Genomic DNA, 13,245 nt, shown 5'->3' on the forward strand with positions numbered 1-13,245 from the left:
ACCCGCGCTTCGACGAGGTCACCGCGGTGACCTCGTCGAAGCGCGGGTTGGCCAGGCACTTCCCGCTCGCCTTGTTGCGCAACACGCCCCCGCTCTCACCGAGCTCGAACGCCTGGCTCAGCTCCGTGGCGCACGGCGCCATCGCCGGTTTGGTGCCGCTGCCGGTCAGGCAGGTCTTGCTGTCGGCGTTCCGCAGCCGCACGACGCTCGCGAGCGTGGGCGGTGGCACCACGCCTACCTCGCGGATCTCCCACTGCTCGTAGTCGCCCATGTCCTCGTCGCTGAAGATCACGCCCATGTCTTCGTAGAGCACCTGAGCGAACCTGTCCTGGAACCGCAGTTTGACGATGCCGGGCCCGTCGGGCACCAGTTCGGCGCGCTGCGTGGTCGTCTCGACGTTGCAGGCCATCGGGTGCAGGGAGAGCGACTGGCCCAGCCGGTCCAGGCAGGTTCCGTCCTCGACGCTGCGCAGGAACACCTTGCCGGCCGCCGCCGGGACGACCTCGTACCGTTGCGCGGGGCTTCCCGTGCAGGTGGCGACGCTGGGCCGGTATCCGTCCCGCGGTGTGTTGTCGATGCAGAGGTTGTGGCCAACGTTGCGGATCTCGATGATTCTGTTTCCGTCTTGCGCCGCGCTCGCGGGTGCGGCCGTCACTGCCCCCAGTGCGATCGCCGTGAGGGCGACGCACAGCTTCTTCATCCCCATGAGGCCACGCTAGCGAGCGCCACCGACAGAAAATCGTCGATAGGACGGGCGAGACGATCTCTGATTCGAGGTCCGACTACGCTGGTGGTGCGTCGTCCTCAGGGCCGTGCGCGCTACTTGACGGCACGACCGGGGAGTAGTAGCGCACAGTGTTGGGACCCTACGGCGTGGCTGCTGGACCGACGCACCGCCGGTGCTTACCGTCCAGCAGGAACATATGGGGTTGACATAACTCTGAGCCTCGACGAGAGGTTGAGAGTTTCAATCCGGGTGCATCACCACCCAGCACCACAGCACGGACCACGATCAGGAAGGCGGATCCGATGACGCCCCCGCACAACTACCTCGCGGTGATCAAGGTCGTCGGCATCGGTGGTGGCGGCGTCAATGCCGTCAACCGCATGATCGAGGTCGGGCTCAAGGGCGTCGAGTTCATCGCGGTGAACACCGACGCACAGGCCTTGCTGATGTCTGATGCCGACGTCAAGCTCGACATCGGCCGCGAGTTGACGCGTGGCCTCGGCGCGGGCGCGAACCCCGAGGTCGGGCACAAGGCCGCCGAAGACCACCGCGAGGAGATCGAAGAGGTCCTCAAGGGGGCCGACATGGTCTTCGTGACCGCCGGCGAGGGCGGCGGCACGGGCACCGGCGGCGCGCCGGTGGTGGCCTCGATCGCCCGCAAGCTCGGCGCACTCACCATCGGCGTCGTGACGCGCCCGTTCTCCTTCGAGGGCAAGCGCCGCGCCAAGCAGGCAGAGGACGGCATCCAGGCCCTGCGCAACGAGTGCGACACGCTGATCGTCATCCCCAACGACCGACTGCTCCAGCTGGGTGACATCGGTGTCAGCCTGATGGACGCGTTCCGCTCGGCCGACGAGGTGCTCCTCTCCGGTGTCCAGGGCATCACGGACCTGATCACGACCCCTGGTCTGATCAACCTGGACTTCGCCGACGTCAAGTCGGTCATGTCCGGCGCGGGCTCGGCGTTGATGGGCATCGGCTCGGCCCGCGGTGAGGGCAGAGCGGTCCAGGCCGCGCAGAAGGCGATCAACTCGCCGCTGCTGGAGGCCTCGATGGAGGGCGCCCACGGGGTGCTGCTGTCCATCGCCGGCGGCTCCGACCTGGGTCTTTTCGAGATCAACGAGTCGGCGTCGCTGGTCCAGGAGGCCGCGCACCCGGACGCGAACATCATCTTCGGTACGGTCATCGACGACTCCCTCGGCGACGAGGTTCGAGTCACGGTGATCGCCGCCGGGTTCGACAGCGGCGGTCCGACGCACAAGAAGCTGGAGCCGACGGCGTTGTCCTCGGCGCCTCGGACCGCTTCCGGGCCGATCGCTTCCGCTTCCGCCGCGCCGGTTCACCAGCAGGCTCCGGTGGCTCAGACGCCTCCGCCGGTGGCGCCTCCGCCTGTTGCTCCGCCGGTCTCTCAGCCGGTTTCGCAGCCGGTGGCTCAGGTTGGGCACCAGGCTGTTCATCAGCAGGGGCACCAGACGGGGCATCAGTCGGTGCATCAGGGTTCGCAGGGGGAGGTTCGGCCGCCGACTTCTGTGCCGCCGCAGCCTTCGCCTTCGCAGGGGAACGGGTACGTGCCGGCTGTGCCTCGGTCTTTGTCGCAGAACGGGTCGTTGCCTTCTCGGCCGGTGCCGGTCACTGAGGACCCGGATGACGAGGTGGACGTGCCGCCGTTCATGCGGCGGTGAGTTGGTAGGTCGCCGGAGTTTTCGGTTTTCGATCTTGTCGGACCCCCTGAGTAGCGTTTGGGCTCAGGGGGTCTTCCTTTTGGGGGGACGCCTGCGGCAGCTTGCTGTGGGAACTTGGCTGGTGGGGCGCGAGCGGGCGGGTGGTCACCTTGCGGGCGGCGGCCATGCGGTTGCGTGCTTTCTCTTGGGGCGCTGCCCCCAAACCCCCGCCAATCTGATCGGGGGTCCAGCGCCGCGGGCGAGTGCTGTGTCACGACTCGTGACGGGACCCCACCCGGAGCGCATGCGAAGAGCAGCTCGCCTCCGGCGTCGCCAAGGGCAGCTCGCCTCCGCCTTCGCCCTGCCTCACCATGGCGGTCGGCGCGGGGCGTGGCTGGGCGTGTGCGAACTAGGGTGTGGGGGTGCGTATTCGTCGTGTTGTCACCACTCGCTCCGGTGGCGTTTCCAAGGGGCCGTACGAGTCGTTCAACCTTGGCGATCACGTCGGGGACGAGGAGAAGGCGGTGGTGGCCAACCGGGCTCGGCTTGCGGAAGGTGTTGGGTTGACGCCTGAGCGGTTGGTCTGGATGGAGCAGGTGCACGGGCGGACCGTTGCGACGGTTGACGGGCCGCAGGGTGAGCCGCTTGAGGCTACTGATGCTGTTGTGACGAAACAGGCTGGTCTCGGGTTGGTGGTGTTGACGGCCGATTGTGTGCCTGTGTTGTTGGGGGACCAGGAGGCCGGGGTTGTTGGGGCGGTTCACGCTGGGCGGGTTGGGGCTCGGGTTGGCGTGGTTGTCGAGGCGCTCAAGGCGATGATGGCTCTGGGGGCCGAGTTGGAGCGCATCGAGGTTTTGCTGGGGCCTGCTGTGTGTGGTGAGTGCTATGAGGTGCCCGCTGACATGCAGAAGGACGTGGAGAAGCACTTGCCGGGGAGTGCGTCCAAGTCGCGGAAGGGGACTCCTGCGTTGGACTTGCGGGCCGGGTTGTGGAACCAGCTTGCCAGTGCCGGGGTGGGGAAGATCGGGGTCGACCCGCGGTGCACGTTCGAGGAGCGGGATCTCTTCAGCCACCGCAGGGAGGCGCCTACCGGGAGGCTCGCGTCGGTGATCTGGGTCGAGTCGTGAGCCGGGTCGAGGAGTTGCGGGAGAACCTCGCCGAGGTTGAGGAGCGCATCGCCAAGGCGTGTGAAAGTGCCGGGCGTGAGCGGTCTGAAGTGATGTTGCTCGCGGTGACGAAAACCTGGCCGGCGAGCGATGTGGAGATCCTTTATGAGCTTGGTCTCCGCGACTTCGCGGAGAATCGGGATCAGGAGGCCGGGGCCAAGGTCAGCCAATTGAGACACCTTGAAGAAGCTCGTTGGCACATGGTTGGCCGATTGCAGCGGAACAAGGCGAAGTCGGTGGTCGAGTGGGCCGATCAGGTCGACTCGGTGGACAGCGTCCGGCTCGCTGAGGCGTTGGCGCGGGCGGCTCGGGCCAAGGGCAGGACGTTGGACGTGTTGTTGCAGGTCAGTATTGACGGCGACACGTCTCGGGGTGGGTGTCCTGTGGCCGATGTGGCGGAACTGGCTGGCGTGATCACTCGTTCGGGTGATCTTATTCTTCGAGGTGCGATGACTGTCGCGCCTCTGACGATGAACCCTTCGCAGGCGTTTGAAGCGTTGGCGTCAGTGGTATCAGGCCTACGTGATGATCATCCCACTGCCATCAGGGTGTCAGCGGGAATGAGCGCGGACCTGGAAGATGCCATCTCGCACGGATCGACCTGTGTGCGTGTCGGAACCGCGTTGCTCGGCAGTCGGCGACTAATCTCGCCATAGGTTGTCGGGAACCTCGGGGCCGTCCGCACCGTCCCTAGGTGGGGAACTCGCGGAGGAGGGGCTTGGGATGAGCGCTTTGCACAAGCTGAAGGCCTACTTCGGGATGGTCCCCGCCGAGTACGCAGATGACCCCGGCTACGACGACGACCGCGGTCGCTACGGCGACTACCGGTCCGAGTACGCGGCCGAGGCCGACGACTACGACCCCTACCCGCGGCGCAACCGCGTGTTCACGCCGGGACGGTCGGAGCTTCCGGGCTCCGGGTACCGGACCGAGATCGACGAGTCGGACGACTACGAGCCTGAGCCACGGCGCGGGGGCAGCCCCTCGAGCACGCGGCGCTGGTCTGCTGACGCACCGGTGCACGGTGCGCTCGCCGTCGAGCCGCAGCGCGAGCCCGTGAGCAGGCTGCGCCCGGTCGCCGAGCCGGCAGGCAACCCGTTGGCGCGCATCACCACGCTTCACCCCCGTACCTACAGCGAGGCGCGCACGATCGGGGAGCACTACCGCGACGGCACTCCGGTGATCTTGAACCTGACCGACATGGACGACGCGGACGCGAAGCGTCTCGTCGACTTCTCGGCCGGTCTCGCGTTCGCTCTGCGCGGGTCCATGGACAAGATCACCAGCAGGGTGTTCCTTCTCTCACCGCCGAACATTGACGTCACGGCGGAGGACCGGAGGAAGCTGGCGGAGGGTGGGTTCGGGAACCACGGTTAGAGTTGACCCGTGGACCCGATCCGTCTCGTCATCTTCTACGTCCTCTTCGCGTTCTCCCTGTTCCTGACCGCACGTGTGGTGGTCGAGCTGGTGAGGACCTTCGCGAGGGAGTGGCGCCCCGCGGGCGGCGTAGCCGTGACGCTGGAAACCGTGTACACGGTCACCGACCCACCGGTCCGTGCACTGCGTCGGGTGATCCCGACTGTGCGGATCGGGGGCGTCGGGCTGGACCTATCGATTATTGTGCTGTGGCTGCTCGTTATCATTTTGATGCAAGTTGCAGATCCCAGGTGACGGGGAACCGGGGATGACCGCAGCCCAGGAGTGCGAGAGGTGATCCGATGCCGTTGACCCCCGCTGATGTGCACAACGTTGCATTCAGCAAGCCGCCGATTGGCAAGCGGGGCTACAACGAGGACGAGGTGGACGCGTTCCTCGACCTGGTTGAGGGCGAACTCGCCCGCTTGATCGAGGAGAACAACGACCTCCGTCAGCAGGTCGAGCAGCTCGACCAGCAGCTCGAGACGTCGCGCGCAGACCTCGACGACGCGCGTGCGAAGGCTTCTGCCAGCCCCATGACGACCCGTATGCCGGTTGAGGAGCCGCGCCGCCTGGCGCCGGTCCCGCCGCCTTCGGTGATGGAGCAGACGTCTCCCGGTGGTGGCGGAGACCACCACGTGCAGGCCGCGAAGGTCCTGGGTCTCGCCCAGGAGATGGCGGACCGGCTGACCGGTGAGGCGAAGGCCGAGGCGGACGGCATGCTGTCCGAGGCGCGCACGAAGTCGGAGCAGTTGCTCTCCGAGGCCCGTGCCAAGGCCGACACGATGGTCAACGAGGCGCGCACGCGTGCCGAGACCATGCTGAACGACGCGCGTACGCGCTCCGAGACGCTCGAGCGGCAGGCCCGTGAGAAGGCCACGGCGCTCGACCGCGACGCGCAGCGCAAGCACGCTGAGGTGATGGGCAACATCACCCAGGAGAAGAACACGCTCGAGAAGCAGATCGACAAGCTGCAGACGTTCGAGCGCGAGTACCGCACGCGACTGAAGACGATGCTCGAGTCGTCCCTGCGCGACCTTCAGGACCGCGGCCCGGCCGCTCCGTCCGAGGGACGTTCCCAGGGCTACTCGTTCGGCGCACGCGCCGAAGCGGGCTGAACTACTGTCCATTAGGTGCTCTTCGTAGTTCTACTTCTGGTGCTGGCAGCCCTCGGGTTGCTCGTGCCTGCGCTGACCACGTCCAACACGATCTGGGCGTGGTCGTCCGTGGGCGCGAGCGTGCTCGCCGCCCTGGTCCTTGCTTGGGACTGGTGGCGACGGCGACCGGGGGACCCCGCTGCCGACGCGCAGAGTGTAGATCAACTAGCTGTAGCTGATGATCAACGGGTAGTGGTTTCGGCGGTAGCCGACACGCCGCCCGCTGACGAGGAACCACCAGAAGAGGACACCGACGCGGCAGACCTGCTCGTCGTGGCCGATCTGGTGGACGAGGTGCGGGTCCTCGACGAGCGGCCCCGGTACCACCTGAGTTCGTGCTCCTGGCTCGCCGGGAGGCCCACGCTGGGCCTCCCGGCGCAGGAAGCACGGCAGCTGCAGTTCACACCTTGCGCTGTGTGCACCCCTGATGCGGTGCTGGTGCGCCGGAGTCGTTCGGCCTGAGGTCCGAACGGGCCCTCTGCGTCCGTTTCGCGAACGATCGGTGCCTTGGCGCGCTATGACATCTTCATGGCGCTGAGATCAGTGCTGGGGGCCGTCGTCGTTGCCGCGTTCGTCTTGACGAGCGTCGCGCCAGCTGCCGCCCAGCCGAAGACCGAGTTGAACAAGTGTGTTCCCGCCGACCTGCGCGAAGACGCGATCACCTTCAAGGCCGAGGACGGCGTCGAGCTGCCCGGCCTGGTGTTCGGCAGCGGGTCCAGCGGCGTGCTGCTGGCGCATACCCAGACCGAGTTCATCTGCGACTGGCTGCCGTTGGCACGGCAGCTCGCGGACGACGGCCACCAGGTGCTCGTCTACGAGATGCGCACCCTGCTCCTGCGGGAGAACCGGAACCGGTACGACCTCGACGTGCTGGGTGCCGCCGCGGAGCTCGACCGCCGTGGTGCCACCTCGATCGTCGCCGGCGGCGGTGGCACCGGTGCCACCGCGATCGCCGCGGCGGCGGGCAAGATCTCCGGCTTGACGGGGGTGTTCCTGCTCACCCCGTTCCAGGCCTTCCGCACGAGCAGTTCCGACCTGGACGCGGTGGCGGGCATTGGTGCGGTCAAGGTGCCGTCGCTGGTCGTCGCGGCGCAGGACGACGTCATCGAGACCGGGGACGCCGACGTCGAGAACCCGCGGCTCGCCGATCACGCGCGGGCCGTGGCGGGCGCCGCTTCGAACGCCAAGCTTGAGATCGTGCCGGGCAAGGCGCACTTCGCCGAGCTCATTGGTGATGCGGCGCTGAGTGAGAAGATGCGGGCGTTCGTCCGCGAGACCTCGCCGCCGCCCACCTTTCTCGAACGATGGCTGATGCCGATCGTCGGCGGTGTGTTGCTGCTCGTGCTGTTCGTGGTTGCCGGTGTGGTCGTGCGGCGTAGACGCGTCAGCGGTTGAAGTCGACTCGGACGCGGAACGCGTTCAAGGGCAGGTCGTCCCGGCAGGTGTGGGTGATCGACGCCTGGAACACGTCGGCCCATCCGTCGGCGTTGTACTCGACGCGGTCGATGGTGAAGTCGGCCGTGTCGTCCACACAGGCGTGGCGGTCGCCCACGACCATGATCTTCTCGTCGTGGTAGGAGCCGGCCGTGATCAGCTGTCCGTCGTGCCGTGACAGCTCGATCAGGATGTAGTCGTCCAGGCCGTTGTGCTCGGCGTGGATCCTGATGGTGTTGTCGGATCGCCGCAGTCCGACTCGGATCTCCTCGGCGGGAGCCGACCAGTGCGCCGACCGGCCGTGCACCGGCGATGCGTTGGCTTCGGCCTCGAAGGAGAACTCCTGCACCGGTGTGACGGTGCAGCTGAGCAAGGCGGCGAGTGCCAGAATTTTCACGTGATCCCCCAATCACCTCGCTGGAAAGTCTGGGGGAGACGACGGTCGGCACGCCATGCGTGGATGTACTCAGATCACCACCGGGCGGGCACCGTGCGCGGTCACGAGACCCGGCAGGCGTTCGCGGCTGGTCACGATCACCCGGCACCGGGGAGTGCCCGGTAGCAGCGGGACGACCTGGGCCGTGTCGGCGGCGTTGTCGAGGACGATCAGCATGCGTCTGTCGGCCAGCAACGTGCGGTAGAGCGCCGTCTGCGCGTGTGGCTCCGGTGGGATGCCGTCCGGTGAGGTGCCCAACGCGGTGATGAACTCGCGGACGACATCGGCCGGGTCGCTGTCGTTGAGGTCCACGAACAGCTGGCCGTCCGGGTAGTCGGCGGCGTGTTCGTGTGCCCAGTGCAGGGCGAGCGTCGTCTTGCCCGTTCCCGCCGGGCCGGTGATCGTGACGATCGGGCCGTCGTCGAGTGCTGCCAGTTGTGCCGTCGGGCCGGTGAAAGCTGGTGTGGGCGGGAGTTGGCGCGGTGTCCACTGTGGACGCTGGAGCAAGGACGCGTGCAGGTCTCTCAGTGTGGAGCCGGGGTCCAGGCCCAGTTCGTCCGCTAGCCGGTTGCGCAGCTGCGAGTAGTAGGCCAGTGCGTCTGCTCGTTGGTCGGCGCCGATCAACGCGCGCATCAGCTGACCCGCGAGGCGTTCGTCGAGCGGGCGTTCGGCCGTGCGCGCGGTCAGTTCGGCGATCAGGTCCACGTGTTCGCCCGCGGCGAGCCTGGTGTCGGTGTGGTCCAGTTCGGCGGCGGTGATCTCGCCGGCCAGCGTCTCGCGCAGTCCGTCGAACCACGCGCCGTGCAGGCCCTCGAACGGTTCGCCGCGCACGAGCGCGATGGCCTCACCGGGCTGTCCGTTGGCCACGAGAGAGCGGAAGCGGTGCAGATCGATGGACGACGGGTCGGCCTTCAGCACGTAACCGCCGGAGCGGCGCACGATCGGGATGCCGTTCAGCGCGGTCCGCAGCCGGGATATGTAGCTGTAGAGCGCGGCCTTGGCCTGCCGCGGCGGTGCGTCGTCCCACACGCGTGAGAGCAGCTTGTCGACGCTGACGACCTGGTTGACGTCCACGAGCAGCACGGCCAGCACACTCAGCTGACGGGCGTGACCCACCTCGACGCGGGTGGTGCCGCGCCGGACTTCTGGCGTGCCGAGGACGTGGAAGGTGTGCGTCACCGGTCCAGGAACAGCAGGGTGATCAGCAACGCCAGCAGCACCAGGTCCACGACCACGCCGGACGGCTTGGAGTCGTAGCGCAGCCGGGTGATCGTGGCGCCGACCATCAGCAGCCCGAGTCCGACGGTGGCCGCGTGCGCCACCCATTCCCACGTGACCAGGCCGGCGACCAGACCGGCGGCGCCCGCCCACTCCAGGGCGCCGATGGTGCGCCACAGTGCCGGGTTCATCCGGAAGTGGTCGCGGGCCTGCAGTGACGCCTTCGCCCCGAAGAGCTTGCCGGCGCCTGTCGCGACGAAGAGCAGGGCCAGCACGATCGACAACGCGATGGTCAACGTCATCCGCGCAGCATACGGTTTGCGCCGCCCCGTACCCTGTAGCTACAGGCACCGATCCGGCCATCACCGGGGAGCCTCCGGAAGAACGGGCGCGAGCCTCAGTAGAACCGGACGGGACCGGCCCGTCACAGCCGAAGAACGAGAGGCTCGCGTGTCAGCGCGAGCAAGCGGGGTGGTACCGCGGCCTGCCGGGCAACGTCCGGTGCGTCGTCCTCGCGTGTCGTATCCGACCGCGAGGAGCAGTGAAGATGGCCTACCCCAGGGCCGGCGCGAACGAGGTCCCGGCGCAGCCGTCCTTTCCGAACCTCGAGCAGGACGTGCTCGGGTACTGGAAGGACGACGAGACCTTCCAGGCGAGCATCGACCGCAACCCGGTGGGTGACGACGGTGCGAACGAGTTCGTCTTCTACGACGGCCCGCCGTTCGCGAACGGTCTTCCGCACTACGGGCACCTGCTGACCGGCTACGTCAAGGACGTCGTGCCGCGCTACCAGACGATGCGCGGCAAGCACGTCGAGCGCCGGTTCGGCTGGGACACGCACGGCATGCCGGCCGAGTACGAGGCCGAGAAGCAGCTGGGCATCACGCAGAAGCACGAGATCGACGAGCTCGGCATCGAGAAGTTCAACGAGGCGTGCCGCACGTCCGTGTTGCAGTACACGGACCAGTGGCGCGAGTACGTGACGCGGCAGGCTCGTTGGGTCGACTTCGACAACGACTACAAGACGCTCGACCTCGACTACATGGAAAGCGTCATGTGGGCGTTCAAGGCCTTGTGGGACAAGGGCTTGATCTACGAGGGCTTCCGGGTGCTCTGGTACTGCTGGCGCTGCCAGACGCCGCTGTCCAACACCGAGACCAAGATGGACGACGCCTACCGCGACCGGCAGGACCCGGCCGTGACGGTGGCGCTGCGCCTTGAGTCCGGTGAGAAGGCCCTGGTCTGGACGACCACGCCGTGGACGCTGCCGAGCAACCTGGCCGCCGCGGTGCACCCGGACGTCGACTACGTGACCGTCGTCGGCGCCGACGGTGACAAGTACCTGCTCGCCGAGGCTCGCGTCGCGGCGTACGCGCGTGAGCTGGGCGAGGAGCCCGAGGTCGTCGCCCGCTACAAGGGTTCGGACCTGGTCGGCAAGAAGTACCTGCCGCCGTTCGACTTCTTCGTGGGCCGCGAGAACGCGCACCAGGTGCTGACCGCGGACTACGTGACCACCGACGACGGCACGGGCATCGTCCACATCGCGCCGGCGTTCGGTGAGGACGACAAGGTCGTGACGGACGCGGCGGGCATCGAGGTCGTCGTGCCGGTCGGGCCGGACGGCAAGTTCACCGCCGAGGTGACGCCGTACGCGGGCGTGCACGTCTTCGAGGCGAACAAGCTGATCATCCGCGACCTCAAGGAAGCGGGCCTGCTGCTGCGGCACGAGACCTATGACCACCCGTACCCGCACTGCTGGCGGTGTGCGAACCCGCTGATCCAGCGCGCGCTGTCGGCGTGGTTCGTCGCGGTCACGCAGTTCAAGGACCGGATGGTCGAGCTCAACCAGCAGATCAACTGGGTGCCCGGCCACATCAAGGACGGCCAGTTCGGCAAGTGGCTGGAGAACGCGCGCGACTGGAACATCTCGCGCAACCGGTACTGGGGCTCGCCGCTGCCCGTGTGGACCTCGGACAACCCCGAGTTCCCGCGCACGGACGTGTACGGGTCGCTGGACGAGCTGGAACGCGACTTCGGCGTGCGTCCGGACAACCTGCACCGGCCGTTCATCGACGAGCTGACGCGGCCGAACCCGGACGACCCGTCCGGCAAGTCGACCATGCGCCGGATCCCGGACGTGCTCGACTGCTGGTTCGAGTCGGGCTCGATGTCGTTCGCGCAGGTGCACTACCCCTTCGAGAACGCGGAGTGGTTCGAGAACCACTACCCCGGCGACTTCATCGTCGAGTACAACGGGCAGACGCGCGGCTGGTTCTACACGCTGCACGTGCTCGCGACGGCGCTGTTCGACCGGCCCGCGTTCCGCGACTGCGTGGCGCACGGGATCGTGCTCGGTGACGACGGCCAGAAGATGTCCAAGTCGCTGAAGAACTACCCGGACGTCAACGAGGTCTTCGACCGCGACGGGTCGGACGCGATGAGGTGGTTCCTCATGGCGTCGCCGATCCTGCGCGGTGGCGACCTGGTGGTGACCGAGCGCGGCATCAGGGACGCGGTGCGCCAGGCGGTGCTGCCGTTGTGGAACTCCTGGTACTTCCTCGCCTTGTACTCCAACGCTTCCGGGCGTGAGGGCACCTGGCGGACCGACTCGGCGCACGTGCTGGACCGGTACGCGCTGGCGAAGACGCACGACCTGGTGCGCGACGTCCAGACGGCGATGGACGTCTACGACATCTCCGGCGCGTGCCAGCTGGTGCGTGAGTACCTGGAGGTGCTGACGAACTGGTACGTGCGGCGGTCGCGGCAGCGGTTCTGGGACGGCGAGCAGGACGCGATCGACACTCTGCACACCGTGCTGGAGGTCGTCACGCGCGTGACGGCGCCGTTGCTGCCTTACACGACCGAGGTCGTGTGGCGCGGGCTCACCGGTGGGCGTTCGGTGCACCTGACGGACTTCCCGTCGGTCTCGGACCTGCCCGCCGACGACGCTCTCGTGGCGGCGATGGACGAGGTTCGCGACGTGTGCTCGACGGCGTTGTCGTTGCGCAAGGCCAACAAGCTGCGCGTGCGGCTTCCGCTGGCGCGCCTGACGGTCGCGTCGCCGGTGGCCGGCTCGCTGGAGGACTTCGCCGAGATCGTGCGCGACGAGGTCAACGTCAAGGAGGTGTCGCTGTCCACGGACGTCGACGCCTACGGACAGTTCCAGCTCGTGGTGAACGCACGCGCGGCCGGCCCGCGGCTCGGGCCGAACGTGCAGAAGGTCATCAAGGCGGTCAAGTCCGGTGACTGGTCCGAAGTGGACGGTCGGGTGGTCGCCGCCGGTGTCGAGCTGTTCGAGGGCGAGTACGAACAGCGGTTGGTGGCAACGGATCCGGCTGCCACGGCGGCGCTGCCGGGTGGTGCGGGCGTCGTCGTGCTCGACACGGTGGTGACCCCGGTGCTGGAGGCCGAGGGTGTCGCGCGTGACCTGGTGCGTGTGGTGCAGCAGGCGCGCAAGGACGCCCAGCTCGACGTGTCCGACCGGATCACGCTGACGCTGGAGCTTCCGGACGCGGTGCGGTCCGCGGTCGAGCCGCACCTGGAGTTCGTGCGGTCGGAGACGCTGACGTCGTCGGTGGTCTTCGGCGAGGGCACTGCCGAGGGCACCGTCGGTGACGGCGTCAAGGTCAAGGTGACCGTCGCGCGAGTGTGATCGCAGTTGTACGGGGCCGCTGTCCTCGGGCGGCGGCCCCGTGCCATGTCCGGCGCGAAATAACTGTCAGACCCCGTCGCTACGGTCGTTCTCAGGCCAACTAGCAAGGGGGAACAACGATGGTCTTCTCTGGGGGATGGCGCGTCTTCGCGGGCGCGCTGGTCCTGTCCGCCGGTGTGCTGGCGCCCGCCACCGCATCGGCCGATCCGGTCGTGTGCGACACGTGGACCGAGTCCCAACTGCCGGTGCCGGACAGCGTGGGGGCGAGCGGTGTGGTCAGTGCCGCCGGATCGTTCGTCGTCGGCAACGGCTCGTTCCGCTGGACGTCCGGCTCCACGGTGCTGATCTGGAAGGACAGACAGCTGGTCGACCAGCTGT

Annotated in this window: 14 protein-coding genes; 9 read left to right on the top strand and 5 right to left on the bottom strand. The window is 67.6% G+C overall.

Going from position 1 to position 13,245, the window contains the following annotated elements:
* Window positions 1-706: RICIN domain-containing protein (locus B0F77_RS45525; RefSeq protein WP_143467276.1), on the bottom strand; the 706-nt coding region annotated here is incomplete at its 3' end.
* Between the two features lie 323 nt (window positions 707-1,029).
* Here B0F77_RS45525 and ftsZ point away from each other — a divergent pair.
* The 6 genes from ftsZ (at window position 1,030) to wag31 (ending at window position 6,088) form a co-directional block, all read left to right on the top strand.
* Window positions 1,030-2,409: a cell division protein FtsZ gene (gene ftsZ / locus B0F77_RS45530; protein ID WP_086669278.1), complete on the top strand. Its 1,380-nt coding sequence runs from the start codon at window positions 1,030-1,032 to the stop codon at window positions 2,407-2,409.
* Between the two features lie 401 nt (window positions 2,410-2,810).
* Window positions 2,811-3,515 (top strand): peptidoglycan editing factor PgeF, encoded by a 705-nt coding sequence (gene pgeF / locus B0F77_RS45535; protein ID WP_086669287.1) that lies wholly within the window; start codon window positions 2,811-2,813, stop codon window positions 3,513-3,515.
* On the top strand, window positions 3,512-4,210 hold the full coding sequence (locus tag B0F77_RS45540; RefSeq protein ID WP_086669279.1) for a YggS family pyridoxal phosphate-dependent enzyme: 699 nt from the start codon (window positions 3,512-3,514) through the stop codon (window positions 4,208-4,210). The genes pgeF and B0F77_RS45540 overlap by 4 nt, the downstream gene beginning before the upstream one ends.
* A 67-nt stretch (window positions 4,211-4,277) precedes the next feature.
* Complete coding sequence (locus tag B0F77_RS45545) at window positions 4,278-4,931, top strand: cell division protein SepF (RefSeq protein ID WP_086669280.1); 654 nt, start codon at window positions 4,278-4,280, stop codon at window positions 4,929-4,931.
* An 18-nt stretch (window positions 4,932-4,949) separates the two neighbouring features.
* Window positions 4,950-5,225, top strand: coding sequence for a YggT family protein (locus B0F77_RS45550; protein ID WP_086669288.1), 276 nt, complete (start codon window positions 4,950-4,952; stop codon window positions 5,223-5,225).
* A 47-nt stretch (window positions 5,226-5,272) separates the two neighbouring features.
* Window positions 5,273-6,088 (top strand): DivIVA-like cell division protein Wag31, encoded by an 816-nt coding sequence (gene wag31, locus B0F77_RS45555; RefSeq protein WP_086669281.1) that lies wholly within the window; start codon window positions 5,273-5,275, stop codon window positions 6,086-6,088.
* A 204-nt stretch (window positions 6,089-6,292) separates the two neighbouring features.
* On the opposite strand, the gene B0F77_RS50790 is transcribed toward wag31, so the two are convergent.
* Window positions 6,293-6,454, bottom strand: coding sequence for a hypothetical protein (locus B0F77_RS50790; protein WP_342746919.1), 162 nt, complete (start codon window positions 6,452-6,454; stop codon window positions 6,293-6,295).
* 180 nt (window positions 6,455-6,634) lie between these two features.
* Between B0F77_RS50790 and B0F77_RS45565 the strand changes: the two genes are divergently transcribed.
* A complete protein-coding gene (locus B0F77_RS45565; protein WP_086669283.1) occupies window positions 6,635-7,522 on the top strand; it encodes an alpha/beta hydrolase family protein in 888 nt (295 codons plus the stop codon).
* On the opposite strand, the gene B0F77_RS45570 is transcribed toward B0F77_RS45565, so the two are convergent.
* The 3 genes from B0F77_RS45570 to B0F77_RS45580 all read right to left on the bottom strand — a co-directional run bounded on the left by B0F77_RS45570 (window position 7,512) and on the right by B0F77_RS45580 (window position 9,517).
* Window positions 7,512-7,958 (bottom strand): hypothetical protein, encoded by a 447-nt coding sequence (locus B0F77_RS45570; protein ID WP_086669284.1) that lies wholly within the window; start codon window positions 7,956-7,958, stop codon window positions 7,512-7,514. The genes B0F77_RS45565 and B0F77_RS45570 overlap by 11 nt on opposite strands.
* Before the next feature lie 69 nt (window positions 7,959-8,027).
* Window positions 8,028-9,176 (bottom strand): AfsR/SARP family transcriptional regulator, encoded by a 1,149-nt coding sequence (locus B0F77_RS45575; protein ID WP_086669285.1) that lies wholly within the window; start codon window positions 9,174-9,176, stop codon window positions 8,028-8,030.
* Window positions 9,173-9,517: a DoxX family protein gene (locus B0F77_RS45580; RefSeq protein ID WP_086669286.1), complete on the bottom strand. Its 345-nt coding sequence runs from the start codon at window positions 9,515-9,517 to the stop codon at window positions 9,173-9,175. The genes B0F77_RS45575 and B0F77_RS45580 overlap by 4 nt, the downstream gene beginning before the upstream one ends.
* Window positions 9,518-9,762: 245 nt before the next feature.
* On the opposite strand from B0F77_RS45580, the gene ileS reads away from it, so the two are divergent.
* The gene (ileS, locus tag B0F77_RS45585) at window positions 9,763-12,867 is read left to right on the top strand and encodes an isoleucine--tRNA ligase (RefSeq protein WP_086669289.1); all 3,105 of its coding nucleotides are present in this window, start codon (window positions 9,763-9,765) and stop codon (window positions 12,865-12,867) included.
* 119 nt (window positions 12,868-12,986) lie between these two features.
* Window positions 12,987-13,245: hypothetical protein (locus tag B0F77_RS45590; RefSeq protein WP_211294371.1), on the top strand; the 259-nt coding region annotated here is incomplete at its 3' end.

The sequence above is a fragment of the Lentzea kentuckyensis genome (genome assembly GCF_002150765.1).
Classification (GTDB): domain Bacteria; phylum Actinomycetota; class Actinomycetes; order Mycobacteriales; family Pseudonocardiaceae; genus Lentzea; species Lentzea kentuckyensis.